A 23,612-nucleotide genomic window follows, 5' to 3' on the forward strand; every position below is an offset into this window, starting at 1 on the left:
ATCGTGTCCAGCTCCGTTCGGGTGGCATCCGGTATCGTCGCTGGTTGGCCGAGCGGTGGACGGAGTGGACAGTGACAGCGGTGCAAGACGAGCGAAGCCCGGTGCGGACCGCACCCGACCCCTCGCCCGGCCCCCTGTCGGACCGGCTCCGCCGGGCCCTCGGCGCCCCCGTCCGGGCCGTGCGCGAGGCGCCCCGCCGCCCGCTGCTGGCCGCCTCCGCGCTGGCGCTGTTCTCCCTGGTCGTGTACGCCGTGGTGCGCCACTTCGTCCACACCTCGATGGTGGACATGGTCGTCTACCGGGCCGAGGGAGCGGCCGTCGCCGACGGCGCCGACCTGTACGGGCTGCGCGTCACCGAGTGGAACCTGCCGGCGACCTACCCCCCGTTCGCGGCGATGCTGTTCGTCCCGACCACCTGGTTCCCGATCCCCTTCCTCCGGGTGGCGATCACTCTCGGCAACCTCGGGCTGCTCGCCCTGCTGACCCACCTGTCCTTCAAGCTGGTCGGCTGGCCGCGCCGCGAGCTGCGGCCGATCGGCGTGATCCTGGTGACCGGCCTCGGCGTCTGGCTGGAGCCCGTCTTCACCACGCTCCGCTACGGCCAGATCAACCTCGCGCTGGCCTGCCTGATCCTCTGGGACCTCACCCGTCCGGACGGGCGGCGCAGCAAGGGCGTGGCCATCGGCATCGCCGCCGGCATCAAGCTCACCCCCGGCCTGTTCGCCGTCTACCTGCTGATCACCGGCCGGATCCGGGCCGCCTTCGTGGCCGGCCTCACCTTCCTCGGCACCTTCCTGCTCGGCGCCCTCGTCCTGCCCGACGCCACCTGGGGCTTCTGGACCAAGTACCTCTACGACTCCTCCCGGGTCGGCAAGACCTGGATCGTCGACAACCAGTCGCTGCGCGGCGCCTTCGCCCGCCTGCTGCACTCCGCCGAGCCCGGCACCGTCGCCACCCTGGGCGCAGGCCTGGTCGCCCTGGCCGGCCTCGCCGTCGCCGCCTGGGCCGCCCGCAGCAGCCGCTGGCTGCCCCGGGCCGAGGCCTGGGGCGTCTGCTGCGCGGCCGTCACCGCCGTGCTGATCTCGCCGATCAGCTGGACCCACCACTGGGTCTGGTGTGTGCCGCTGCTCGTCCTGCTCGCCGCCGAGGCCTCCGTCGAGCACGCCCGCCCGGCCGGTGTCCGCCGGCTGCGCTGGCGGGCGGTCTTCTGGGCCACGCTGGTGGCCTTCCTCTCCTTCGCGATGTGGGCGGCGAAGCCGGTCGGCGCGGCCGTCCTCCACCTGTCACCGTGGCGGCAGCTGCCGACCTCGGTCTACCCGTGGGTCGGGCTCTGCTTCCTGCTCGCCGCCGCCGTCCGGATAAGGGCGCGCCGCCGCTCGGCCGGCGCGCCGCTCGTCCGGCTGCCCGGACAGCGCGACGGCGGCGGCCCGGACGCCGCCCGCGGTCGTCAGCAGGCCCCCGCGGCCCGCTGAGCCGGCGGGGGCGCCGCTCCTGCCACCTCGCTCGAGTGCGTGCTCGCCCTCGGGGGCGTGCTCGCTCCCGGGTACGTACGCGTTCTCGGGTACGTGCTGGTTCTGGGGTACGTGCTCGTGCACGCCGGAACGCACGCCTAGGCGAGCAGCTCGGCGAGCGAGCCGTCCATGTCCAGCGCGGCCATCTCGCTGCCCGGCGGGACCAGCCGGTGCGCCCGCTCCAGCCAGGCCGCGACGGCCGGCAGCGGCGCCTCCAGCAGCGCGTCCCCGGCGGGCGAGCTCAGCGCCATGCAGAGCACGCTGCGCCGGCCCGAGCGGGTCGGCCAGATCCGCACGTCGCCCTGGCCGCAGGGGCGGAAGGTGCCCTCGACCAGCAGCTCGCGGGCGAACACCCAGGTCACCGGGGAGCCGGTGTCCAGGTGGAAGGTGATGTAGACGGCGTACGGGTCGTGGCTGCCGTAGGACAGCCGCGCCGGGACGGGGACGGTGTGCTCCGGCGAGAGCACCAGGTTGAGCTCCAGTTCGTGCTCGACGACGCCGACGGGGCGCTCCATGATCGTCTTCCTCTCTGCCTTCGGTTCGTGCCCGGTTCCGGGCCCTGTGACCTTTGAGAGGGCGGTCCGCACCGGTTCTTACACACGTTTCCGGGATTTCTTCGGGAAGTTCGGCCAGGGGTGGTGAACGGGCGGTCGCGCGGCGCGCGAGTGACCTCCGCGCGCCTGGTTCTTTACCGCGACGGGCCCTCCGCCGTCCGGGGATTCGCGAACTTCCCGTCGTGGCTCCGGCGAGGTACTACCCTTTGTGATTGCCCGGCGACTGTCCGCCCACCGGTGGTGCCCGCACGCGCGCCGAGCGCCGGGACCGGCGTCACCGGCACCACCGCGCCGTCGGCCCCGGGCGGCCCGCACCGGCCACGCCCGCGGCCCGTACCGCCGTCCACCGTCCTTCCTTGCCCTCGTCAGGACCTGCCAGGAAAGAAGACCCCCATGACGGACCGCTCATTCGCCGCCGGCGGCGACCCGGCCGTCGCACCCGGGCCGGGCTACTACCCCGACCCGTCCATCCCCGGTTTCGTCCGGTACTGGGGCGGCTCGGCCTGGGTGCCCGGCACCAGCCGGCCCGCGCCCGCCGAGGGCGAGGTGCTCGAACCGCCCCGCTACGCGACCCGGCGCCCGGTCCCGGACCTCGTCCCGCCGGCCCGGGCGGTGCCGCCACCGGTGGTGCCGGCGGCCGCGGCGCCCGCCCCCGTCCCCGCCCCGGCGCCGGAGGGCGAGCCGCCCGCCGGTGGGGGCGACACCGGGCCGGTGTACTTCGACCAGACCTCGGGCGGGGCGTCCTTCGTGTTGGGGCCGCGGGTGGCGGAGGTGATCGGCGGGCCGGTGTTCCGTACGGTCGGGCCGGCGTCGGAGCCGGGCGGCGGGGGCGGTGCGGCGCCGGGGGCTTCGGCGGGGTCTTCGGCGGGGTCTTCGGTGGAGGGGTCGACGGGGGTGCCGGTGGGGGTGCCGGTGGGGGTGCCGGTGGGCGCCGGGATTCCGGCCGGGGTGCGGGGTCCGGCGGGAGGGGTCGACGAGCCGGTGGCTGAGGTGGCGGCTGCGGTGCCGGGGGAGTCCGGGTGGCATGTCGATCCGCTGGCGCAGCGGGGGTTGATGGACACGGGCGACCCCTCGCCCTGGGTCTCCTGGGGGGTGCTTCCGGGGGCGTCCGAGGCGGATGAGGGGCGCGCGGAACAGGAGCGTGCTCCTGTTGCCGTGGAGCCGGTCACCGCCGTCGCGCCTGCCCTGGCGGTGGCCGTGCGGGAGGCACCGGCACCGTCCGTCGACGCCTCGGGCGCGGTGCCGGTGGTCGAGGCGCCGGGGGAGGCGGGGGAGGTGTCCTCCACGTCGGGTCCGCTCGCGTCCGCGGCGTCCGTGGCATCGGCGGCGTCCGTGAAGGCGGCCGGGTCGGCCGGGTCGGTCAGGCCGAAGGGGCGTGCGGTGCCCACCACGGCCGTCCGCACCACACCGCTGCCTGCGGTGCGTCCCGCCCGGCAGGGCGCCGTCCGCCGCCGCTCCGCCCCTGCCGCCGTACCGGCCGGACTGGGGCGGCGACTGGCGGCCCGCGCCATCGACACCGCCGTCCTGCTCGTCGTCGCCGTCGCCGCCGGGATCCCGCTCGGCAGCTCGGTGTCCGACCACATCCAGCAGAAGCTCGACCAGGCCCGGATGGCCAGCGCCCTCACCCGCCGCCAGGTCCAGGTCTGGCTGGTGGACGACGTGGTGGTGGGCAAGATCGCCGTGCTGATCGGCATCCTGCTGTTCGTCAGCCTGCTCTACGAGGTGCTGCCGATCGCCCGTACCGGCCAGACCTTCGGCAAGCGGCTGGCCCGGATCCGGGTGGTGGACGCCGCCGCCCCCACCTCCAAGGGCAGGCTGAGCCTCGGCCGCTCGCTGATCCGGTGGACTGTCCGGCAGACGGGCACGGTGCTGCTGCTGGGGTTGGTCTGGCCGGTGTTCGACCGTCCGGCCCGGCGCGGCTGGCAGGACCGTGCGGCCCGGACCCGGGTGGTGCGGGCCTGAGCGGGGTGGGGCTGCGTCCGCGTCCGTGCCTGCGTCCGTGCTCGCCTCCGCGCCCGTGCTCGTGTCCGCGATGGCAAAACGGGCAGAATATCCCAAACCTTGAGAATGTGTGATGTTCTACTCGGGGCATGAGCACCCACGACCCCTCAGGCCCCCAGCCGGAGGGGGGCGGCAAGCCCTCCTTCGACAAGCAGTCCCCGCAGCCGGGCGGCGGCACGCCGGAAGGCGAGCCGTCAGGCCCGACCCCGTCCCACAGCCCGTCGGAAGGCACGCCGGAAGGCCCGTCCGAGGGTGTGGCCGGCGGCCCCGGCGCCTACCAGGGCACCTACGGCGGAACCACGTACGGCGGCCCGACCCGCGGTCAGGACCCCTACGGCCAGAACCCGTACGACCGCACCCCGCCCGGCCACGGCACCGGCTACGGCCCCGGCGCGTACGGGACCCCCGGCGCCGGACCCGTCCCCGGCATGCCGCCGATCGGCACCTGGCCCAAGCGCATCCTCGCCCGGCTGATCGACTACCTCCTCATGCAGATCATCGGCGTCGTCGTGGTCGGGCCGTTCGCCGACCTCAGTGAACGCAACGGCTCCGCCGAGGCGTTCTGGCTCGGCTGCGCCCTCTACCTCATCTACGAGGCCCTGATGCTCAGCCGGGACGGCCAGACCCTCGGCAAGAAGGCGATGAAGATCCGCGTCGCCATGCTCATCGACGGGAGCACCCCCACCCAGTCCGCCGCCTGGACCCGCTCGGCCGTCTTCATCCTCCCGGCCGTGCTCTGCTGCGCCGCGATCTGGTGGGTCGTCGACGGCCTCTTCGGTGTCTTCGACAAGCCGTACCGGCAGTGCGTCCACGACAAGGCGGCGAAGACCGTGGTGGTCACCACGGAGGTCTGAGCGACGGCGCGGAACGCGCCCGCGCCCGGCGGCGGATCAGCGCTGCCGGGCGTACGCGCGCTCGGGGCCGGTGGGGGAGACCGGAGCGGCGGGGTCGGTCGGAGCGGCGGGGCCGGCCTGGGCCACGCCGGGGGCCTCGGCCGTGCCCGGCCCCGCGGCGGCGGCGGACGACGAGGAGAGCGCGAGCACCGTGGCCACGGTGCCGAGAGCCAGCGCGACCGCCACCAGCACCGTCACCGCCAGGACGCCCTCGGCGCCCGAAACGGCCAGCAGTGCCACCGCGGTGGCGACGACGGTGAACGAGCCGAGGCAGACCTGGGCAGCGGAGGGACGCGGCATGGCGGGGGTCCTTCGCACGTCGGGGGAAACGGGCGGGAATGGTGCCGGTTCCAGGAGTCCTACCCGGCAAGGCAGTTCAGAACCTCCAGGCTAACCCCCGCCGCCGGGGGCACGGGGGGCGCACGGGCTCACCCCGGGGTCGTCCGGCCCGGTCGGTACGGTGAACCGGACCAGCCCGCCGCGGTGCGACCACCACGCACCGCGCACCACCGCACCACCGCACGCCACCACACACCGGGGGAACCGACCGTGCCCATTCCCGCCGACTGGCCCACCACCGAGGCCGAGGCACTCGCCGAACAACAGCGGCTCCGCCCGCTCGTCCAGGCCCACGACGACCACGACGAACCCGTCGGCCCCCTCGTCGCCGGCGTCGACGTCGCCTACGACGACGACCACGACCTCGTCGTCGCCGCAGCCGTCCTGCTCCACCGCGACACCCTCGACGTCGTCGAACAAGCCACCGCCGTCGGCCGGATCGCCTTCCCCTACGTCCCCGGACTGCTCGCCTTCCGCGAACTCCCCGCCGTCCTCGACGCACTCGCCGCCCTCACCCGCACCCCCGACACCGTCGTCTGCGACGGCTACGGCCTCGCCCACCCCCGCCGCCTCGGCCTCGCCAGCCACCTCGGCGTCCTCACCGGACTGCGCACCCTCGGCGTCGCCAAAACCCCCTTCACCTTCGACCACCGCGAACCCGACGCGCCCCGCGGCTCCACCACCCCGCTCACCGACCCCGCCACCGGAGAAGAAGTCGGCCGCGCCCTCCGGACCCGCCCCGGCGTCAAACCCGTCTTCGTCTCCGTCGGCCACCGGATCGGCCTCGACACCGCCGTCCGCACCACCCTCGACCTCGCCCGCCGGTACCGCCTCCCCGAAACCACCCGACACGCCGACTCCCTCTGCCGCCGCGCCCTCACCGAAGCCCTCAACGACCGGACGACCGCGAACTGACCAAGCCCCGAACGGGCCCGGGCCCGGTGTGTTAGACATGAGACACCGGGGCCCGGCCCCGACCATCGAGGACGGACGCACGGGGGCGCCGCAATGGGATCAGGCACGGGCAAGAACAACAGCGCCGGCACCGGCACCACCGGCGGAGCCGGACAGGGATACCGCGTCGAGGTCGAACAACTCCGCGCCTTCGCCGGCCAAGTACGGCTCCTGCTCGCCGACTTCCAGAAACACGCCGACGGCACCGGCACCCACGGACGCAGCGGCGTCGGCAAGAACGCCTTCGGCACCTTCGCCGAAGCCACCGAGATCCACGGCCGCTACAGCACCATGCGGGACGCACTGCGCGACGTCCTCAACCAACTCCAGGAAGCCGTGAACGAAGCCCAGCAGAAGGCCGACCTCACCGCCACCAACTACGAGGAACACGACCAGCACACCGCGCAGAAACTCAAACTCGCCGCCGACGGCTGGTCCGTCGACAAACCCTCCGCGACCAGCCAAGCCGCGTACGAGAAGAACCTCACCCCGTCCAACCGCGGCAACGCCACCCTCTGACCCGCACACCCACCCACCCGCACCCGAACGGAGGCCGACCGCCCGTGGTCTACACCGACTTCACCAAATACAGCCACGCCCAACTCCGCACCATGGCGCAGGCCCTCGACCCCGGCGCGGTCATGGCCGCCGGAGACCCCTGGCGCACCGCCTCCGACACCCTCAAGCAGATCCGCCTCACCCTCACCAAAGCCAGCACCGAAGCCGCCACCACCTGGGAAGGCACCACCAGCGACGCCTTCCACACCCGCATGCTCAACCTCGCCGCCAGCATCAACAACGCCGCCGCCTACGCCAACGACGCGGCCAACATCCTCCACAGCGTCTCCGAGGCCATGGCCAAGGCCAAACGCGAGATGCCCGAAGAACCCGGCAACTGGGACAAGTTCAAGGACACCGTCGGCGACGGCGTCTCCGCCGTCTTCGGCGACGGCGACGACGACCACATCCCCATCGCCGACCGCAAGAAGGCCGAAGCCGCCGCCATCATGCAAACCCTCGCCATGCACTACCGCATCGCGACCCCGGCGTTGAAGGCTCCGCCGCTCAATCTGCGGCCGCCGAACGATGACGTCCATGACGTAGGACCGCAGCCCGACGCGAGTGGCGCCGCCGCAGCGGCCGCCGCAATGGTTTCGGGTACCTCATTCGGAGCCGGGGGAACCGCGCCTCGGTCGACAGCGGTTCCTGCACCGCAGCGGCCGAAGCCCCCGCAGACTCCTATGGTGGCCGGATCCAAGGCCAAGAGCGCGGCCGTGCCGACCGACGCCGGTATCAAGGGAGGAACGGCGCAGGCACCGACGAAACCCTCGAACGCGACGAGCCGTGGCTCCGATTCGGGTATTTCCGGCACTCCCTTGTCTCGGCCGGGCGGCAGCGTGCCGAGCACCCCGACCTCCGGGACCCAGACCTCCGGATTGAACGGCGCGCCCGTCGCAGGCCCCGTGAGCGGGCCGGCCCCCGGCGGACCTGGTCAGACGATCACGAGCCCTGCGGGGGCGCCCGCGCAGAATCCGTCCGGCCTACCAGGGCTCGGCGAGAGGAAAGCCGGACTCGTGGGGAGCGGCGAAACGCCGGTAGAGGCGAAGAGCCCGCGTGGAGGCCGGGCCGTCGGCACCGGTGGTGGCAGCGAGGTCATTCCCGGTATCGGAACGGGGAGCCGTGGGGCGTCCGGATCCAGGCAGGTCGGTGGGTCTCCGGCGCGATCCGCCGGCCGCGAGACACTCCCGCCCGTGGCCGGGCCACGAGGCAAGCAGGCGTTCACGGAAGGCGGCTCCGGCCTGGGGGGACGGAACCGGCCCAGGACCGAGCCGGTTGTCGGGGGTTCGAACGGCATGGCGCCCGGTGTTCCGCTGAGCGGGGTACAGGGGCGGAAGAAGGATCGGGAGAAGGGCGGCAAGCGGCCGGACTACCTGGTCGAGGACGAGGAGACCTGGGCGTCGGACAAGCCGGCCAACCCGAACGTGGTGGAATGAGCCGGTCCCTGGACGGACAGGCGATCTGATCGCATCCCGCAGATCGGTGATCTGCGGGATGCCTCGTTGAGTGGGGTGAGCGGATTTGGCGAGCCGTCGGTTGGTGCGCGGCACGGCGGCCCTTGCCGCGGGAACGTTGGCCTGGAGCGTCGTCGTGCCGGCGGCCTCGGCCGATCAGATCAGGGATCAGCAGTGGGTTTTGAAGAGCCTCGAGGCCGAGACGAAGATCTGGCCGGTCAGCCAGGGTGACGGAGTCGTCGTCGCGGTGATCGACAGCGGGGTGAATTCGGAGCATCAGGACCTGACCGGCCAGGTACTTCCGGGGGCCGACTTCTCCGGTACCCAGTCGGACGGTCGTATCGACACCGACGGCCACGGCACCGGCATGGCGAGCTTGATCGCGGGGCATGGGCACGGAGCTCAAGCCGGGGTGATGGGCCTGGCTCCGAAAGCGAAGATCCTTCCGGTAAAGGTGCGGACGAGCGACGGCGGCCCCATTCCTGAGCAGAACGATCTCGCGGAGGCGATCCGTTTTGCGGCGGATCATGGAGCGACGGTCATCAACATGTCCATCGCGGGGTCCTCGCGCTTCGAATCACAGGTGCGGAAGGCTGTTGCGTACGCGGTGTCGAAGGATGTCGTGCTGGTCGCCGGATCGGGCAACAGCGGTTCGGACCTGGGCGTCAACTATCCGGCCGCTTTCCCCGGGGTGATGGCGGTGGGGGCCGTGGACTCCAAGGGAGTCGTCTGGGACAGTTCCACGCCGGGCCCTGAGACCACGCTCATCGCGCCCGGCGTGGGGATCTACCGAGCCACGGCGAAGTCGCCCACGAGCTACGGGGTCGCGGACGGCACCTCCGACTCCACCGCCTACGTCTCCGCCACTGCCGCGCTGATCCGTTCCAAGTACCCGAACCTGTCGGCCGGGCAGGTCATCAATCGGATGATCAAGTCGGCCACGCCGCCGGCCGATGGCACGGTGGTGCCCAACAGCCACTACGGCTACGGGATCCTCGCGCCGGCGAAGGCGTTGGAGGCGAATCCGGCGGTGGACGGCGGGTCTCGGGAGAACCCGCTGGTGAAGCGGGCGGAGTCGCGGGGGGCGCCGCCGGCGGATGATCCGACGGATGAGGCTTCGGATGTGGCTGTCGCGCCCGGGGCGGACGGTGGGGGGAGCAGCGGGAACGGGATGGGGGTCGTCGTGGGGGTGGCGGCCGGTGGGGTGGTGCTCTTGGGTGCGTTGGTGGTCGCGCTCGTGGTGCGGGCGCGGCGGCGGGGGCGGGGCTGAGGGGGTCATGCGGCGACGGCGATCTGCTGCCGGTGGTGCGGGGCGGGCGAGGTCGGCGTGGCGTCGGGGGGCGCGGACTGCGGCGGTGACGGTGAGTCCGCGTCGGAGGGCTTCGGTGACGAGGGCTCGGCCGATCTGGCCGCCGGCGCCGTAGACGATGAGGTCGGCGCGGTGCGGGCCGGTGGTGCCGTCGGTGCTGGTGGTGTTCAAGGGGGTCTCCCGTCCGTTGGGGGGCGGGTGTCGGTGCCCGCCGGTGCGGTGACGGTAGACCGGGGGGTGCCGGTTACTTCAACGGTACTGGCGCCGCTGACGGCGGACTTCTTCCCGGACTGTCCGGTGCAGGCCGTGCCGGTGCTGGGCAGCCGGAAGTGGGCGTGGAAGATCCTGCGGTGTCTGGAGGGCGGTCCGCGCCGTTTCTCGGAGTTGCGGGTGCCGCTGGTGGGTGTGACCGCCAAGGTGTTGGCGGAGTCGCTGCGGTCGATGGAGCGGGACGGTGCGGTGGAGCGCACCGAGTTCGCGGAGAACCCGCCGCGGGTCGAGTACGCGCTGACGCCGTTGGGCCGGACGCTGCTGGGGCCGATGGACGCGGTGTGCGCGTGGAGCCGGGAGAACCTGGGCGGCCTGCTGGCGGCGCGGGCGGAGTACGAGCGCGGGCACTGAGGGGGCGGGTGGCGGGCGGGTGGCGGAGGTGGCCGCATTTCGGCGGCCGCTGGCGTTCCTGCCGCTGGTGGGGTGGCCCCGGTGGCGGCCATGCTGGGGCCCATGAGTGCTTCCGAGAATGCCGCGAACCCCGCCGACGCAGCCGCCGCGGGGGAGATCGTCCCCGACACCAAGGACTGGACCTGGGTGCTCGAACGCCCGTGCTCCGACTGCGGCTTGGACACGCCGGGGGTGGTGCGGGAGGACGTGGCGGGGATGATCCGGGTCAACGCCGAGGGCTGGCTGACGGTGCTGGCCGGGGACGAGGAGGGGCTGCGGCGCAGGCCGGAGCCGGGCGTCTGGTCGGACCTGGAGTACGCGTGCCACGTCCGGGACGTCTTCCGGCTGTTCCTGGTCCGGCTGAACCTCATGCTGGACGGGGAGGACCCGCTGTTCCCGAACTGGGACCAGGACGAGACGGCTGTCGCCGAGCGTTACGGGGAGCAGCTGCCGGGGGTGGTGGCCGGGGAGCTGGCGGAGGCCGCGGAGGCGCTGGCCGGGGCCTTCGAGCGGGTGGCCGGCGAGCAGTGGCGGCGTACGGGGAACCGTAGTGACGGGGCGCGGTTCACGGTCGAGTCGTTCGCCCGGTACCTGATCCACGACCCGGTGCACCACCTGGTCGATGTGACGGGCGAGCGGGTCTGAGGCCGTCCCGGACCGGACGCGACGGGCCAGCCGGACACGACGGACGGCCCGGCCCGGCGGGCGCGGCGGCGCGCGAGGCGTTCAGGGGGCGCACGCGGGGCGCGCGGTCACCAGCCGGAGGCCTCGCGCAGCATGGTGCGGCGCAGTCGTCCGGCGACGCTGGCGGCGTCGGTGCCGATGACGTCGGCGATCTCGGGGGCGGCGAGGCCGACGACGTAGTGCAGGATCGCCAGGTCGTCGTCGGCCGGGTGGCGGTCCGGGTCGGGCGATTCCCGGCGGGTGTGTGCGGCGACGGTGCCGCGCAGGATCTCCCAGGCGTGCGCGGTCGGGTTGGAGCTCCCCATCAACTCGCGCCAGTGCACCGCGATTTCGGCGAACGCCTGTTGGACGGCCGTGGCCGCGTCGCTGTGCTCGGTCAGCCAGACCCGGGCATAGCTGAGGTACCGGGGGCGGTGGAGCTCGCAGAACGCGGTGAACTCCAGTGGTGCGTCCTCCGGCTCGCCGGGCCCCGGGGGTGGCTCGGCGGAACGCGTGTGACGGTTGGTCATCTCGTCTTCTCGGAAAGGGAGATGGGTTTCTGACGGTCGATCATCTGTGCTCACTCTACGGTAGGCCCTCGGTGCGCTGGGTGACCAATCCGATGGAATGCCCGGAACCCGCCGCCGCCCGGCCGGTTCCGGTGAGGACCGGGTGCGGCACGGCGGTGGAGCGGGCCGGGCAGGGGCTGGCGGGTGGCCGGCGCGGGGCCGGCGGGGTGGTGCTGCGCAGTGGCGGGGGAGGCGTAGTTGCGAGCGCGTCGCAGCTGGTCAGAGGGTGTAGGACGGCTGTCGCCGCAAGGCGGTTGATGTGCCACCGTAGGCCCTGGGGCGGCTGGCGTCCACGCCCACGGCGCGAAGCCGGGCCCGCACAACCACCCGCGCAACCGTGCTCGCGATCCCCGTGGCGGTCGCGCCGGTCGCGGGGGCGGGGCGCGATCGGGGGGTGTCACGACCACACGCATGGCGGTACCGGGGCCCGTGGGCCCGGTGTGCGCGGGACGGTGAACATTGCGCCGCACATTCTCGGAAGCCGGGTCCTGCGGGCCCGGTGTGCGCGGGGGTGTGCGCGCAGCGGTGGGTGCCGGGGTGGCGGCGGGGTGAGCGCGCGGCGGATGCGCTGGGTCGGGCACATGCTGCGCGCCGGGGCGGACGTGGTGGTGAGCGGCGCGCGCACAGGGGCGGTCGCGCGCCGTCGCTCCGGGCCCGCGGATCCGGCGCCGGTCCGGGCGGTCCGTGCCCGTCGGCGGTCACCGTGCGGCTCGACCGTGCCCCGGCGGCCTGGAATCGGCCTCGGCGGCCGGGGCGTGGGGACGGGCCGTGCGGTTGCCCGTCGGGGGTTGCCGTCAGGTGGTCGTGCGGGCCTCCGACGGGGAGATGCGGTCCGCGGCGGTGTCCCGTTCGATCTGGGTGGGGAAGGACTCGACGGCCCGCCGTCGGGCCGCCTGCGCGGCCACGGCCGCAGCCGCCGCAGCCGCCGCGGCCGCTCCGGCGGCGGCCTCCTCGCGCTCGCACCGGTGCGTCGCCCCGGAGGAGTTGGCACCGGAGGAATGCGCACCGGAGGCATGGGTACCGGCCGCGTGCGGGCCCGCCGAGTGCCCGGGAGCGTGCCCGCCCCCGGTGCCGTGCCCCCCGGTGCCGTGCCCCGCAGCGCCGTGCCCCGCGCGCCGCCGCCGGCCGCCCGCGGTCCGGGCGGCGTGTTCCTCGGCCGCCTGTCTAGCCGCCAGGTAGGCCTGCACCGCCGCCATGCCGTAGACCGGCTGGATGAGCTGGTGGCCTTTGAAGAACGGTCTGGCCGGGGCGAACCCGGCGGCGACCACGAGGTCGCGGATCTCTGCTATCTCGGCTTCACTGCGGGCGGTGAAGCGGACCTCCCAGCCCTTCTTGTACGTATGGCCCTTCTCGCCGCTGCGGCGGGCGGGGTCCGGGCGGCGGACGTATCCGGGCAGGCGGCCGAGGCGGAGCTGGGCCGCGCGGAGGCCGGCGGTCTCGTCACGTGACATGACGTAAGCCTAGGCAATCCCGGGGGCGGGATTGACGCTCGGAGGGTCCCTCGCCGTATGCCTTTGATCACTCTGGGTCAGACGACCAGGTCGGCGATCGTTTTCGATCAGGTATGACAACCGGATGAGCGTCAATTACTCCAAATGAGTGAGGGTATGAGGACTTTAGTGCGGGCTGGTCCCGGTTTCGCGACGGTTGAGTAACAGTGCGTCAGGCTCCCGGTCGCGGGTCCGGACGGTTGGGGATGGTGTCGGCATGAGCTACCGGATTCCCTCGCCTCCGCCGTCGCTGGAGGAGCTGGCGAAGCGTCAGCAGAACGTCGTCACCGCGAGTCAGCTGCGGGCCCGGGGCGTGCCGGCCCGCGTCGTCACCGGGCACTGCCGCCGGGGCGGGCCCTGGCAGCGGCTGCTGCCCCGGGTCTACCTGCTGCAGTCCGACGAGCCCACCCCGGAGCAGCGGATGTGGGCCGCGCTGCTGTACGCCGCGCAGAACGGCCGCGAGGAGGGCCGCCGCGAGGGTGCGGTGATCACCGGAGCGGCCGCGCTGGCGCTGTACGGCTTCGCGGCCGTGCCCCGGCTGCCCGCGGTGACCGGGGTGGACGTCCTGGTGCCCCGTCAGCGCCGGCTGAAGGACGTCGGCGAGGTGCGGATCCGGCGTACGGAGCGGGAGTTGGTGGCCCGCTCGGTGCACGGTCTGGCCTGCGCGCCGGTGGCCCGGGCGGTCGCGGACGCGCTCGGCGAGTGGACGGCGGACCCCGGGCAGCCGGCGCCGGTGCGCGAGGTGCTGCGGGAGGCCGTCTCCCGTCCCGAGAACGGCTGCTCGGTGCGGGAGTTGGCCGCCGAGCTGATCGAGTCCGGGCTGACCGGCGAGCCCCGGGTGCGGGCCGCGCTGGACGAACTCCTGGCCGCCGAGCGGGACTCGGTGCTGGAGCGGGTCGGCCACCTGGTGGACGAGTGGCTGCTGCCGGTCCCGCTGAACGCCCCCGAGCTGCGGATGCGCGGCGGCACCTACATCGGCGTCCCGGACCTCTACTGGCCGGAGCGCGGTGTCGCGGTGGAGGTGGACTCGGACCTGCGCTGCGTCAGCGAGGGCGAGGCCGCCTGGGTGCGCGGCGGCCAGCACCGGATGGAGTACCTGGGCATCCGGGTGGTGTACGTCTGCGGTGACCGGCTGGCCGCCGACCCGGACGCGGTCGGCGGCGAGCTGCGCGAGGCGTTCCGGGTCGGCGGAACCGACGTGGTGGAGCTGCTGGTGGTCTGAGCCGGAGCCGTCAGGAGCGGACCAGCGGCGTGCCGACCGGTTCGACCCCGGCCGTCAGGAGCGGACCAGCGGCGTGCCGACCAGTTCGACCCCGGCCGCCCGCAGCTCCTCCAGCGCGGCGGCGGTGGTCTCCGGGGCCACCCCGGCGGTGAGGTCCAGCAGGACGCGGGTGGCGAAGCCCGCCCGGGCGGCGTCCAGCGCGGTCGCCCGGACGCAGTGGTCGGTGGCGATGCCCACCACGTCGACCTCGTCGACCTGCCGCTCGCGCAGCCAGGCCACCGGACCGCGTCCGTTCTCGTCCAGCCCCTCGAAGCCGCTGTACGCCGCCGAGTGGGCGCCCTTGTCGAAGACCGCCTCGACCGCGCCGGAGATCACGGCGGGCGCGAAGTTGGGGTGGAAGCCCACGCCCTCGGTGCCGGCCACGCAGTGCGGCGGCCAGCTGTCGACGTAGTCCGGCTCGGCGGAGAAGTGCGCACCCGGGTCGATGTGGTGGTCGCGGGTGGCGAGGATGTGCTGGTAGCCGGGGGAGGATTCGGCGATCAGATCGGTGATGGCGGCGGCCACCTCGGCGCCGCCGGCGACGGCCAGGCTGCCGCCCTCGCAGAAGTCGTTCTGAACGTCGACGACGATCAGTGCCCGGTGCATGGCTCGCATCCTCGGATGTCGGGGGCCCGCGGGAGGCGGCGCCCCGGTGTGGGGGAGCCCTCGGGAGTACTCGGCCCGGCTGTGCGGGGCTCGGGGGTTCTCGGGGGAGCTCCGGGGAACTCTACGGCTGACTCTAGGGAGTGCCGCGCGGGGGCGGAAGCCCCGGGGCCGGTCCGGCAGCCGGTGCGGCGGCCGGGCCCGGGGCGTCCGCCCGCCGTCCGGAGGGTGACGGGACCCCGGTCGGACGGTGACAGGTCGGACGGTGACCCGCCGGTCGGCGGCCGGGGCGGACCCGAACCACCCGCCGGCCGGGCGTGGCTCAGAGCACCACGTCGGCGGGCAGGAGCAGCTCGGTCGGCAGCACCGGGTCGCCCTTGGAGAGCTGGGTGGCCGACAGCGGCAGCGCGGCCCGGGCGCGGACGTGCCGTTCGCGGGCGGCGGTCAGCGGTTCCCGGCCGACGGTCTCGCCGGCCCGTACCAGCGGCACCTGCAGCAGGTGCGGCCGCAGCTCCTCCGGGACGGGCCCGGTGCCGACCACCTCGGCCTCGGCGACGCCGTCGGCGTCGGGCCGGCGGGCCGCCCACTTGCGGCCGCCGGTGCTGGTCTTGCCGCCCGCCGAGCGCTTGGCGACCGAGACCAGGGGGCCGCCGTCGGCCCCGGCCCGGGCGACCAGCTTGTAGACCATGGCGCAGGTCGGGTGCCCGCTGCCGGTGACCAGGCTGGTGCCGACGCCGTAGCCGTCCACCGGGGCGGCGGCCAGGGCGGCGATCGCGTACTCGTCCAGGTCCGAGGTGACGATGATCCGGGTGTCCGCGGCGCCGAGTTCGTCCAGCTGGCGGCGGACCCGGTGGGCCAGCAGGGTGAGGTCGCCGGAGTCGATCCGGACGGCGCCCAGTTCGGGGCCGGCCACCTCGACCGCGGTGCGCACGGCCTCGCGCAGGTCGAAGGTGTCGACCAGCAGCGTGGTGCCCTTGCCCATCGAGGCGATCTGGGCGCGGAAGGCGTCCCGCTCGCTGTCGTGCACCAGGGTGAAGGCGTGCGCGGCGGTGCCGGTGGTGGGGATGCCGTGGGTGAAGCCGGCCTCCAGGTCGGAGGTGGCGGCGAACCCGGCCACGTAGGCGGCCCGGGCGGCTGCGACGGCGGCTTGCTCGTGGGCGCGGCGGGCGCCCATCTCGATGACCGGGCGGCCGCCGGCGGCGGCGGTCATCCGGGAGGCGGCGGCCGCGATCGCCGAGTCGTGGTTGAGGATCGAGAGGATCACCGTCTCCAGGATCACCGCCTCGGCGAAGCTGCCCTCGACGGTGAGCAGCGGCGAGCCGGGGAAGTAGACCTCGCCCTCCGGGTAGCCCTGGATGTCGCCGCGGAAGCGGTAGTCGGCGAGGAAGCGCAGGGTCTCCTCGTCGACCACGTCCTGGTCGGACAGCCAGTCCAGCTGGGCGGTGGTGAACCGGAAGTTCTCGACGGCGTCGAGCACCCGGCCGGTGCCGGCCATGACGCCGTAGCGGCGGCCGCCCGGCAGGCGGCGGGTGAACACCTCGAAGACGGAGTGGCGGTGCGCCGCCCCGCTGCGCAGGGCGGCCTGCAGCATGGTGAGCTCGTAGCGGTCGGTGAGAAGCGCGGTCGAGCCGGCCGCGCGCACTGAAGTGGCGTCCATGAGGATGATGCTACTACCACTTAGCGTCAGATTGACGATTTCTTTTCGGGTCGGCCGGGCCGGAATCGCCCGGGGGTCCCCCGGATGGCAGCATGGGGCTTGATGGGCAACGGACGAGCGTGCAGTGAGGAGGACCCGGCGTGAGTGTCGCGCCCGCGGAGATCGAGCGCCCCGAGGTCGAGGGGCTGCCGGTGGCAGAGCCGGACACCCCCTGGGTGACCATCGTGCACAACGACCCGGTCAACCTGATGAGCTACGTCCAGCACGTGTTCCAGGCCTACTTCGGCTACCCGAAGGACAAGGCCAGGGAGCTGATGATGGACGTCCACACCAAGGGGCGGGCGGTGGTCTCCAGCGGATCCCGCGAGGAGATGGAGCGCGACGTCCAGGCGATGCACGGCTACGGCCTCTGGGCGACGCTGCAGCACGACTGACGCCGGCCCACCGGCCGTACGACCGAAGACGACGAAGACGGGCTGACCGATACAGATGGCTGGGTTGTTCGAGAGCACCGGCGGTGGCGGCGCGGCGATCGCGCTGGACGAGTGGGAGGTCTCCATCCTGCGCTCGCTGGAAGTGCAGTTGCTGGAGCTGATCGGCCCCGGTCCGGGCGGGGAGGGCGGCGACCCGCTGGCCGCGCTGTTCGCCGAGGGTCCCACCGAGGCGCCCGCCGACCCGGTGCTGGCCCGGTTCTTCCCGGACGCCTACCGCGACCCGGAGAAGCCGGCCGACGACGAGGCGGTGGCCGCGTCCGGGGAGTTCCGCCGTTTCACCGAGCTGGACCTGCGGGCCCGCAAACGGGACGACGCGCTGTTCGTCATCCGGGCACTGGACGGCCTCGGCGGCGCGGGGGTGCTCAAGCCGACCACCTCCGACTGCCAGCGCTGGCTGGGCGCCCTGAACGACCTGCGGCTGGCCCTCGGTGTCCGGCTGGAGGTCACCGAGGACGACGAGGAGGGCCTCTACGACCTGCCGGACGGCGACGAGCGCAAGCCGCTGGTGATGGCCTACCTGTGGCTGGGGGCGATGCAGGAGTCGCTGCTGGAGGCGATGGCCGGCTGAGCCCGTCCCCGCGCGGGTGAACGCGGGGTGAACCGGGAAGGAACTCCGGGTGGACGTGGAGCGGCCGTGGCCGCTCCCGTTCGCGTTTGCGGGGCAAGCGTGCCCGCTTTCGGGCAGGCCCCGGCGGTTTCGTCCAGCATGTGGACGGTCTGCCGGGGCTTTCCCGTCCAAAACGGGGCAAGCCCTATCAGGTCATGCTCAAATATCGCTCAGATGAACACCGCTGTCCGGATGGTGCGTGGTACGACTTCTCCACCCCCGAGACCGACCAGGACGGTGTACCCATGGCCGAGAAGTCGTACGACCACGTGGTCGACACCCCACCGGAAGAGGAGGGCTACGAGCGGGGACTCGGCAGCCGCCAGATCCAGATGATCGCGATCGGCGGAGCCATCGGCACCGGCCTCTTCCTCGGGGCCGGCACCGCGATCTCCAAGTCCGGCCCGAGCCTGATCCTGTCCTACGCCGTCGCCGGCCTGGTGATCTTCGTGATCATGCGCGCCCTCGGCGAACTCCTCACCTACCGCCCGGTGTCCGGCAGCTTCGCCGAGTACGCCCGGGAGTTCCTCGGCCCCTTCGCCGGCTACGTGACCGGCTGGACGTACTGGCTGTTCTGGGTCGTCACCGGCATGGCGGAGACCACCGCCGCCGCCGTGTACGTGAAGTTCTGGGCGCCCGACATCCCCCAGTGGGCCAGCGCGCTGACCTTCCTGGTCGTCCTCTACGCGGCCAACCTGATCTCGGTGAAGCTGTTCGGCGAGATCGAGTTCTGGTTCTCCATGGTCAAGGTCACCGCCATCATCGGCATGATCCTGATCGGCGTCGGGGTGCTCACCCTCGGCTTCAGCAAGGCCGGTGACACCGCGTCGATCACCCACCTGTGGGAGGGCGGCGGCTTCTTCCCCAAGGGCATCGGCGCCACCGTGATGACCCTTCAGATCGTCATGTTCGCCTACCTCGGCGTCGAGCTCGTCGGCGTCACCGCGGGCGAGAGCGAGGACCCCGAGAAGACCCTGCCGCGGGCGATCAACACCCTGCCCTGGCGCATCGCGCTGTTCTACATCGGCGCCCTGGTCGTCATCCTCTCGCTGGTCCCGTGGACCGAGTTCCAGCCCGGCGTCAGCCCGTTCGTCGCCGCCTTCGGCAAGATCGGCATCCCGGCGGCGGCCGGCATCATCAACTTCGTGGTGCTCACCGCGGCGCTCTCCTCCTGCAACTCCGGGATGTACTCCACCGGCCGCATGCTGCGCGACCTCGCGCTGCGCGGCCAGGCCCCGGGGCAGCTCACCAAGCTCAACTCCCGCCGCACCCCGGCCTTCGCGATCACCCTCTCCAGCCTGCTGATGGGCGTCGGCGTGGTGCTCAACTACCTCGTCCCGGCACGGGCGTTCGAGTACATCACCTCGGTCGCCACGGTCTGCGGCCTGTGGACCTGGGCGATGATCCTGATCTCCCAGATCCGCTACCGCCGGGCCTGGCAGGACGGCCGGCTGCCGGCCCCCTCCTTCAAGGCGCCCGGCGGCGCCTGGGTCAGCTGGGCCGCGCTCGCCTTCCTCGCCCTGGTCGTGGTGCTGATCGGCCTGGACGAGGACAGCCGGATCTCGCTGTACGTCTTCCCCGGCTGGGCGCTGCTGCTGGTGATCGGCTACCGCGTCCTGCGGAGCCGCAACCCGCAGGCCGTCACCGGCCCCGCCGCCGAGCCGGCCGCCGGGTCCGCCCGGGGCGACCTGCAGACGGCCGACGAGGGCTGAACCCGGCCGCCACGCGGACACCGGCCGACCGCAACGCGGACACCGGCCGACCGCAACGCGGACACCGGGACCGCCGCGCGCACACCGGCCGACCGCCTCGCGGACACCGGCCGACCGCGCTTCGGACGCCCCGGCGATCACTCGCCGGGGCGTGTCTATCCTGACCACATGCTGACCATCACCCGAGAAATCCGCGACCGGATCGTGGCCCACGCCCGCGCCGACCACCCGGACGAGGCCTGCGGCGTGGTCGCCGGACCGGCCGGCAGCGGACGGCCCGAGCGGTTCATCCCGATGCTCAACGCCGCCCGCTCGCCCACCTTCTACGAGTTCGACTCGGGCGACCTGCTGAAGCTCTACCGCGAGATGGACGACCTCGACGAGGAGCCGGTGATCGTCTACCACTCGCACACCGCCACCGAGGCCTACCCCTCGCGCACCGACGTGAGCTACGCGTCCGAGCCGTTCGCCCACTACGTCCTGGTCTCCACCGCCGACGGCAACGGCGAGGACGACCCGTACCAGTTCCGCTCGTTCCGCATCGTGGACGGCGAGATCACAGAGGAAGACGTCCAGGTCGTCGAGGCCCACGAGGCCTGACCGGCACCCACCCGGACGAGGCCCGCCGACCGCTCGCGCCCGGTCGGCGGGCCGTGCCGTCTCAGTACTGGGAACGGGAACATCCGGATCCCGAGACGGGCATGTCGGAGCGGGGCCGGGAATCTATACGATGAGTCCATGCGTTCCGTCGATGTGAGCAACCAGGCCCCGGGCACCCGCCTCGTGGCGCGCCTGCACGTCGACCTGTGCCGGCACGCCGGCGCGATCTGTCCCGGCACGCCCGCGCGCTCGCGCTGAGAGCCGCCTCGCCCCACCCGGGCCCCGCCGCCCCTACCGGCGGCGCCGAGCCCCGGGCACCGTCCGCCCTGCCGCGCCCCTCGCGGCCCACCCACTCCACGACTCGCACAGGAGCGCCGCACCCATGGCCATCGAGGTCCGCATCCCGACCATCCTCCGCACCTACACCGACGGCGCCAAGGCCGTCGAGGGCAACGGCAGCAACATCGGGGAACTCTTCACCGACCTCGACGCCCGGCACCCGGGCATCGCCGCCCGCCTGCTCGAGGGCGGCGAGCTGCGCCGCTTCGTCAACGTGTACCTGAACGACGAGGACGTCCGGTTCCTGGAGGGCATCTCCACCGCCCTGGCCGACGGCGACAGCGTCACCATCCTGCCCGCCGTGGCCGGCGGCTCCCGCTGACCTGCCGGTCCGCCCGCTGACCTCCTGGTTCCCCCGCCGCCGCCGGCGGGGGAACCACCCCGTGACCCCCAACGCCGTGTGACCCTCACCGCCGTGGCCGGAGGCCTCCCTTGCGTTACGACAGCCCGCTCGAAGCCGTCGGCAACACCCCGCTGGTCCGCCTGCCGCGGCTGTCCGCCGCCGTCCCCGGCAACACCGAGGGCCTGGTCAACCTCTGGGCCAAGCTGGAGGACCGCAACCCGACCGGCTCGATCAAGGACCGTCCGGCGCTGCACATGATCGAGCGCGCCGAGGCCGACGGCCGGCTCACCCCGGGCTGCACGATCCTGGAGCCCACCAGCGGCAACACCGGCATCTCGCTCGCCATGGCCGCCAAGCTCAAGGGCTACCGGATGGTCTGCGTGATGCCCGAGAACACCAGCGAGGAACGGCGCGAGCTGCTCCGCATGTGGGGCGCCGAGATCATCCCCTCCCCGGCCGCGGGCGGCTCCAACACCGCCGTCCGGATCGCCAAGGAGATCGCCGCCGAGCACCCCGACTGGGTGATGCTCTACCAGTACGGCAACCCCGACAACGCGGGCGCCCACTACACCGGCACCGGCCCCGAGATCCTCGCCGACCTGCCCACCGTCACCCACTTCGTGGCCGGCCTCGGCACCACCGGCACCCTGATGGGCGTCGGCCGCTACCTGCGCGAGAAGGTCCCCGGCGTGAAGATCGTCGCCGCCGAACCGCGCTACGACGACCTGGTCTACGGGCTGCGCAACCTGGACGAGGGCTTCGTCCCCGAGCTGTACGACGCCGAGGTGCTCACCACCCGCTTCTCCGTCGGCTCCGCGGACGCCGTCCGCCGCACCCGCGAACTCCTCCAGCAGGAGGGCATCTTCGCGGGCGTCTCCACCGGCGCCATCCTGCACGCCGCGATCGGCGTCGGCCGCAAGGCGGCGGCCGCGGGGGAGCGCGCGGACATCGTCTTCGTGGTCGCCGACGGCGGCTGGAAGTACCTGTCCACCGGCATCTACACCGCCGAGTCCACCGAGGCCGCGGTCGAGGCGCTGCAGGGCCAGCTCTGGGCCTGACCCGCGCCGACGGTCAGCCCAGCACCTGACGGGCCCGGGCCCACACCTGCCGGTCCACCGTGCCGGCCCGGCGGCGGAACGCCGACAGCGGCACCTCGCGCAGCTCGTCGGTCTCCAGCCAGCTGGACCGGCCCTGCCGGTCGCCCACCGAACCGGGCGGCAGCGGCAGCACGCCGGGGCGCTCGGTGTGGTGCTTGCTGGTGATCTTCGCGACGGTGGCGGTCCGCCCGTGCACCCGCAGCACCAGGCAGGGACGGTCCTTGGCGCCGGGGCCGTCCTCGAACGGCACCTCCGCCCACCAGATCTCCTGCGGCTCCGGGCCGGCCTTGGTGCCCGGGCGCGGCCGCGGGCCGGTCGGCCCGGCCGGGCGCGGGGCCGGGCGGGTGCGCCGCGCCAGCACCGCCGCGACGGCCGCCACCAGCGCGATGCCGGCCAGTGCCAGGACGACCCAGGTAGCAGTCATGCCGTTCATGCGGCGAACCGTACCGGGCCGGGGGTGGACGCCACCACCGTGACGGCTGTGACAGTTGAGTATTTGTCCGCGTGTTGCTCCCGGTTCGTCACGGAACGGCCACCGTGCCCGTTCCGTACCCGAGGCCCCGCCCGCCCCCGGGGAGGCTGCGTCACGAACGTCCGCCCCCGTCCCGGAGGTACCGCGTGACGAGAAGCACGCTCTGGTCCTACGCCGAGATCGCCCGCCACATCAACGTCCAGCCCGAGACCGTCCGCAACTACCGGCGGCACGGCCTGCTGCCCGACCCGGACCTGACCGACGACAACGGCCACCCCCGCTGGTACCCCGACACCATCCGCGCCTGGGCCCGCAACCGCCCCCGCCACCGCTGATCCCCACCCCCTCGGGGACCCCCGGCCACCGCCCCGCCCGCGTCCCCGGCGTTCTGGTGATTCCAGCCACAGCCCGGCACGGGGACGGGGGCAAAGTGCCCCTCCGCCCTTACCCTCGACACACCAACGCAGTGCTACCGGCCGGTCCACCGGCCCGGCCTGCCGTTTTCCATGCTGTTTTCCATGCCGTTTTCCAGCAGCAGCCAGGACGTGTCGGGGCGGAGGGGCTCGGATGAAACTGACCGTGGTGGGGTGCTCGGGGAGCTTCCCGTCCGCCGACTCGCCCTGCTCCAGCTACCTGGTCGAGGCCGAGGGCTACCGCGTCGTCCTCGACCTCGGCAACGGAGCCCTCGGCGCCCTGCAGAAGTACACCGGCCTCTACGACGTCGACGCCGTCCTGCTCAGCCACCTGCACGCCGACCACTGCGTCGACCTCTGCGCCTACTGGGTGGCCCGCAACTACCGCGCCGAGGGCTGCCCCGAGCTGCTGCCCGTGTACGGACCGGCCGGCACCGCCGAGCGGCTCGCCCGCGCCTACGACATGCCGGAGAACCCCGGCATGAAGGAGGTGTTCGAGTTCCGCACCCTCACCCCCGGCAGCTTCCGGCTCGGCCCGTTCCGGGTCGAGGTCGCCCAGGTCAACCACCCCGTCGACGCCTTCGCCTTCCGGCTCGAACACGGCGGCCGGGCACTGGTCTACAGCGGCGACACCGGCGAGAGCGCCGAGCTCGTCGAACTCGCCCGCGACGCCGACCTCTTCCTCTGCGAGGCCGCGTACATCGACGGCCGCGACACCTACCAGGCCGTCCACCTCAACGGCCGCGAGGCCGGCGAGCACGCCACCGCCGCCGGCGCCCGCCGGCTCGTCCTCACCCACATCCCCCCGTGGACCGACGCCGAGCACAACCGCCGCGACGCGGCCGCCGCCTACGCCGGGCCGGTCGAGATCGCCCGCGCGGGCGCGGTGTACGAGCTCTGACCTGGGCGGCCGGCGGTTCACGAGGCTCCGGAAAAAACTTCGGAAACACCTGCAACCCTCGCGGCCCCCGCACGTCTATGTGAGTGAGCGGGGGGAAGCCGCTCGACACGGCCAGCCCCGTCGGGCGTGGCCGCCATCACGTTACGTACCAGGCTTAC

At 73.2% G+C, this 23,612-nt stretch carries 27 protein-coding genes and 1 pseudogene; 20 read left to right on the forward strand and 8 right to left on the reverse strand.

From position 1 onward, the window contains the following. Nucleotides 1-80 precede the first annotated feature (80 nt). Complete coding sequence (locus tag ACYP53_RS13235; protein ID WP_459647474.1) at nucleotides 81-1,472, forward strand: glycosyltransferase 87 family protein; 1,392 nt, start codon at nucleotides 81-83, stop codon at nucleotides 1,470-1,472. Nucleotides 1,473-1,609: 137 nt separating this feature from the next. On the opposite strand, the gene ACYP53_RS13240 is transcribed toward ACYP53_RS13235, so the two are convergent. Further along, nucleotides 1,610-2,026 carry an SsgA family sporulation/cell division regulator gene (locus ACYP53_RS13240; RefSeq protein WP_189919061.1) on the reverse strand — a complete coding sequence of 139 codons (417 nt, stop codon included), beginning with the start codon at nucleotides 2,024-2,026 and terminating at the stop codon, nucleotides 1,610-1,612. A 432-nt stretch (nucleotides 2,027-2,458) separates the two neighbouring features. Here ACYP53_RS13240 and ACYP53_RS13245 point away from each other — a divergent pair. Beyond that, a pseudogene (locus tag ACYP53_RS13245) lies at nucleotides 2,459-2,593 on the forward strand (DUF2510 domain-containing protein); the annotation flags it as partial. Between the two features lie 35 nt (nucleotides 2,594-2,628). On the opposite strand, the gene ACYP53_RS13250 reads toward ACYP53_RS13245, so the two are convergent. Next, on the reverse strand, nucleotides 2,629-3,456 hold the full coding sequence (locus ACYP53_RS13250) for a hypothetical protein (RefSeq protein WP_459647999.1): 828 nt from the start codon (nucleotides 3,454-3,456) through the stop codon (nucleotides 2,629-2,631). Here ACYP53_RS13250 and ACYP53_RS13255 point away from each other — a divergent pair. Together ACYP53_RS13255 and ACYP53_RS13260 are read left to right on the forward strand one after the other, a co-directional pair. Next, nucleotides 3,446-4,027 (forward strand): RDD family protein, encoded by a 582-nt coding sequence (locus ACYP53_RS13255; RefSeq protein WP_459647978.1) that lies wholly within the window; start codon nucleotides 3,446-3,448, stop codon nucleotides 4,025-4,027. The genes ACYP53_RS13250 and ACYP53_RS13255 overlap by 11 nt on opposite strands. Before the next feature lie 128 nt (nucleotides 4,028-4,155). Further along, nucleotides 4,156-4,920: an RDD family protein gene (locus tag ACYP53_RS13260; protein ID WP_459647475.1), complete on the forward strand. Its 765-nt coding sequence runs from the start codon at nucleotides 4,156-4,158 to the stop codon at nucleotides 4,918-4,920. Between the two features lie 36 nt (nucleotides 4,921-4,956). Here ACYP53_RS13260 and ACYP53_RS13265 read toward each other — a convergent pair whose 3' ends face one another. Beyond that, complete coding sequence (locus ACYP53_RS13265; protein WP_459647476.1) at nucleotides 4,957-5,259, reverse strand: hypothetical protein; 303 nt, start codon at nucleotides 5,257-5,259, stop codon at nucleotides 4,957-4,959. Nucleotides 5,260-5,508: 249 nt separating this feature from the next. Between ACYP53_RS13265 and ACYP53_RS13270 the strand changes: the two genes are divergently transcribed. From ACYP53_RS13270 to ACYP53_RS13295, 6 genes are all read left to right on the forward strand, one after another. Continuing rightward, nucleotides 5,509-6,213 carry an endonuclease V gene (locus ACYP53_RS13270; RefSeq protein WP_189919069.1) on the forward strand — a complete coding sequence of 235 codons (705 nt, stop codon included), beginning with the start codon at nucleotides 5,509-5,511 and terminating at the stop codon, nucleotides 6,211-6,213. A 93-nt stretch (nucleotides 6,214-6,306) separates the two neighbouring features. Then, nucleotides 6,307-6,771 (forward strand): hypothetical protein, encoded by a 465-nt coding sequence (locus tag ACYP53_RS13275; RefSeq protein ID WP_189919071.1) that lies wholly within the window; start codon nucleotides 6,307-6,309, stop codon nucleotides 6,769-6,771. Between the two features lie 44 nt (nucleotides 6,772-6,815). Then, on the forward strand, nucleotides 6,816-8,246 hold the full coding sequence (locus tag ACYP53_RS13280) for a WXG100 family type VII secretion target (RefSeq protein WP_459647477.1): 1,431 nt from the start codon (nucleotides 6,816-6,818) through the stop codon (nucleotides 8,244-8,246). 103 nt (nucleotides 8,247-8,349) lie between these two features. Further along, the gene (gene mycP, locus ACYP53_RS13285; protein ID WP_459647478.1) at nucleotides 8,350-9,534 is read left to right on the forward strand and encodes a type VII secretion-associated serine protease mycosin; all 1,185 of its coding nucleotides are present in this window, start codon (nucleotides 8,350-8,352) and stop codon (nucleotides 9,532-9,534) included. 258 nt (nucleotides 9,535-9,792) lie between these two features. Continuing rightward, a complete protein-coding gene (locus tag ACYP53_RS13290; protein WP_459647479.1) occupies nucleotides 9,793-10,194 on the forward strand; it encodes a winged helix-turn-helix transcriptional regulator in 402 nt (133 codons plus the stop codon). A gap of 102 nt (nucleotides 10,195-10,296) precedes the next feature. Beyond that, complete coding sequence (locus ACYP53_RS13295) at nucleotides 10,297-10,878, forward strand: DinB family protein (protein ID WP_189919097.1); 582 nt, start codon at nucleotides 10,297-10,299, stop codon at nucleotides 10,876-10,878. Between the two features lie 107 nt (nucleotides 10,879-10,985). Here the strand turns inward: ACYP53_RS13295 and ACYP53_RS13300 are convergent, their stop codons facing one another. Further along, the gene (locus ACYP53_RS13300; RefSeq protein ID WP_189919106.1) at nucleotides 10,986-11,426 is read right to left on the reverse strand and encodes an RNA polymerase sigma factor; all 441 of its coding nucleotides are present in this window, start codon (nucleotides 11,424-11,426) and stop codon (nucleotides 10,986-10,988) included. Nucleotides 11,427-12,259: 833 nt separating this feature from the next. Beyond that, on the reverse strand, nucleotides 12,260-12,916 hold the full coding sequence (locus tag ACYP53_RS13305) for a hypothetical protein (protein ID WP_459647480.1): 657 nt from the start codon (nucleotides 12,914-12,916) through the stop codon (nucleotides 12,260-12,262). Between the two features lie 256 nt (nucleotides 12,917-13,172). Here ACYP53_RS13305 and ACYP53_RS13310 point away from each other — a divergent pair, with 256 nt between their 5' ends. Continuing rightward, nucleotides 13,173-14,177: a hypothetical protein gene (locus ACYP53_RS13310; RefSeq protein ID WP_459647481.1), complete on the forward strand. Its 1,005-nt coding sequence runs from the start codon at nucleotides 13,173-13,175 to the stop codon at nucleotides 14,175-14,177. A 54-nt stretch (nucleotides 14,178-14,231) separates the two neighbouring features. Here ACYP53_RS13310 and ACYP53_RS13315 read toward each other — a convergent pair whose 3' ends face one another. Further along, complete coding sequence (locus ACYP53_RS13315; RefSeq protein WP_189919118.1) at nucleotides 14,232-14,822, reverse strand: isochorismatase family protein; 591 nt, start codon at nucleotides 14,820-14,822, stop codon at nucleotides 14,232-14,234. A 319-nt stretch (nucleotides 14,823-15,141) separates the two neighbouring features. Further along, nucleotides 15,142-16,476 (reverse strand): nicotinate phosphoribosyltransferase, encoded by a 1,335-nt coding sequence (locus ACYP53_RS13320; protein WP_189919128.1) that lies wholly within the window; start codon nucleotides 16,474-16,476, stop codon nucleotides 15,142-15,144. 140 nt (nucleotides 16,477-16,616) lie between these two features. Here ACYP53_RS13320 and clpS point away from each other — a divergent pair, with 140 nt between their 5' ends. The 7 genes from clpS (at nucleotide 16,617) to ACYP53_RS13355 (ending at nucleotide 21,629) form a co-directional block, all read left to right on the forward strand. Continuing rightward, entirely contained in the window at nucleotides 16,617-16,910 is a 294-nt protein-coding gene (clpS, locus tag ACYP53_RS13325) for an ATP-dependent Clp protease adapter ClpS (RefSeq protein WP_189919130.1), read from the forward strand. Nucleotides 16,911-16,965: 55 nt separating this feature from the next. Beyond that, complete coding sequence (locus ACYP53_RS13330; RefSeq protein ID WP_459647482.1) at nucleotides 16,966-17,538, forward strand: DUF2017 domain-containing protein; 573 nt, start codon at nucleotides 16,966-16,968, stop codon at nucleotides 17,536-17,538. Nucleotides 17,539-17,822: 284 nt separating this feature from the next. Next, nucleotides 17,823-19,289, forward strand: coding sequence for an amino acid permease (locus ACYP53_RS13335; RefSeq protein ID WP_189919134.1), 1,467 nt, complete (start codon nucleotides 17,823-17,825; stop codon nucleotides 19,287-19,289). A 168-nt stretch (nucleotides 19,290-19,457) separates the two neighbouring features. Then, entirely contained in the window at nucleotides 19,458-19,889 is a 432-nt protein-coding gene (locus ACYP53_RS13340) for a M67 family metallopeptidase (protein ID WP_189919136.1), read from the forward strand. Nucleotides 19,890-20,027: 138 nt separating this feature from the next. Further along, nucleotides 20,028-20,147, forward strand: coding sequence for a putative leader peptide (locus ACYP53_RS13345; RefSeq protein ID WP_380415855.1), 120 nt, complete (start codon nucleotides 20,028-20,030; stop codon nucleotides 20,145-20,147). A 124-nt stretch (nucleotides 20,148-20,271) separates the two neighbouring features. Continuing rightward, entirely contained in the window at nucleotides 20,272-20,550 is a 279-nt protein-coding gene (locus ACYP53_RS13350; RefSeq protein ID WP_189919139.1) for a MoaD/ThiS family protein, read from the forward strand. A 110-nt stretch (nucleotides 20,551-20,660) separates the two neighbouring features. Then, a complete protein-coding gene (locus ACYP53_RS13355; RefSeq protein WP_459647483.1) occupies nucleotides 20,661-21,629 on the forward strand; it encodes a PLP-dependent cysteine synthase family protein in 969 nt (322 codons plus the stop codon). A 13-nt stretch (nucleotides 21,630-21,642) separates the two neighbouring features. Here ACYP53_RS13355 and ACYP53_RS13360 read toward each other — a convergent pair whose 3' ends face one another. Continuing rightward, nucleotides 21,643-22,092 (reverse strand): type II toxin-antitoxin system PemK/MazF family toxin, encoded by a 450-nt coding sequence (locus tag ACYP53_RS13360; protein ID WP_189919457.1) that lies wholly within the window; start codon nucleotides 22,090-22,092, stop codon nucleotides 21,643-21,645. Nucleotides 22,093-22,286: 194 nt separating this feature from the next. On the opposite strand from ACYP53_RS13360, the gene ACYP53_RS13365 reads away from it, so the two are divergent. Both ACYP53_RS13365 and ACYP53_RS13370 read left to right on the forward strand, forming a co-directional pair. Next, complete coding sequence (locus ACYP53_RS13365; protein WP_189919143.1) at nucleotides 22,287-22,475, forward strand: MerR family transcriptional regulator; 189 nt, start codon at nucleotides 22,287-22,289, stop codon at nucleotides 22,473-22,475. A gap of 232 nt (nucleotides 22,476-22,707) precedes the next feature. Beyond that, entirely contained in the window at nucleotides 22,708-23,454 is a 747-nt protein-coding gene (locus tag ACYP53_RS13370) for an MBL fold metallo-hydrolase (RefSeq protein WP_189919145.1), read from the forward strand. Nucleotides 23,455-23,612 lie beyond the last annotated feature (158 nt).

Source organism: Kitasatospora sp. Ki12, from assembly GCF_054601375.1.

Bases quoted from the DNA above. Each gene is read 5' to 3' on its own strand.
- ACYP53_RS13370 (WP_189919145.1), top strand. From the start codon at position 22,708: ATGAAACTGACCGTGGTGGGGTGCTCGGGGAGCTTCCCGTCCGCCGAC.
- ACYP53_RS13240 (WP_189919061.1), bottom strand. From the start codon at position 2,026: ATGGAGCGCCCCGTCGGCGTCGTCGAGCACGAACTGGAGCTCAACCTG.
- ACYP53_RS13310 (WP_459647481.1), top strand. From the start codon at position 13,173: ATGAGCTACCGGATTCCCTCGCCTCCGCCGTCGCTGGAGGAGCTGGCG.
- ACYP53_RS13315 (WP_189919118.1), bottom strand. From the start codon at position 14,822: ATGCACCGGGCACTGATCGTCGTCGACGTTCAGAACGACTTCTGCGAG.
- ACYP53_RS13340 (WP_189919136.1), top strand. From the start codon at position 19,458: ATGCTGACCATCACCCGAGAAATCCGCGACCGGATCGTGGCCCACGCC.
- ACYP53_RS13350 (WP_189919139.1), top strand. From the start codon at position 20,272: ATGGCCATCGAGGTCCGCATCCCGACCATCCTCCGCACCTACACCGAC.
- ACYP53_RS13265 (WP_459647476.1), bottom strand. From the start codon at position 5,259: ATGCCGCGTCCCTCCGCTGCCCAGGTCTGCCTCGGCTCGTTCACCGTC.
- ACYP53_RS13360 (WP_189919457.1), bottom strand. From the start codon at position 22,092: ATGACTGCTACCTGGGTCGTCCTGGCACTGGCCGGCATCGCGCTGGTG.
- ACYP53_RS13330 (WP_459647482.1), top strand. From the start codon at position 16,966: ATGGCTGGGTTGTTCGAGAGCACCGGCGGTGGCGGCGCGGCGATCGCG.
- ACYP53_RS13300 (WP_189919106.1), bottom strand. From the start codon at position 11,426: ATGACCAACCGTCACACGCGTTCCGCCGAGCCACCCCCGGGGCCCGGC.
- ACYP53_RS13320 (WP_189919128.1), bottom strand. From the start codon at position 16,476: ATGGACGCCACTTCAGTGCGCGCGGCCGGCTCGACCGCGCTTCTCACC.
- ACYP53_RS13295 (WP_189919097.1), top strand. From the start codon at position 10,297: ATGAGTGCTTCCGAGAATGCCGCGAACCCCGCCGACGCAGCCGCCGCG.
- ACYP53_RS13305 (WP_459647480.1), bottom strand. From the start codon at position 12,916: ATGTCACGTGACGAGACCGCCGGCCTCCGCGCGGCCCAGCTCCGCCTC.
- ACYP53_RS13335 (WP_189919134.1), top strand. From the start codon at position 17,823: ATGGCCGAGAAGTCGTACGACCACGTGGTCGACACCCCACCGGAAGAG.
- ACYP53_RS13275 (WP_189919071.1), top strand. From the start codon at position 6,307: ATGGGATCAGGCACGGGCAAGAACAACAGCGCCGGCACCGGCACCACC.
- ACYP53_RS13345 (WP_380415855.1), top strand. From the start codon at position 20,028: ATGCGTTCCGTCGATGTGAGCAACCAGGCCCCGGGCACCCGCCTCGTG.
- ACYP53_RS13260 (WP_459647475.1), top strand. From the start codon at position 4,156: ATGAGCACCCACGACCCCTCAGGCCCCCAGCCGGAGGGGGGCGGCAAG.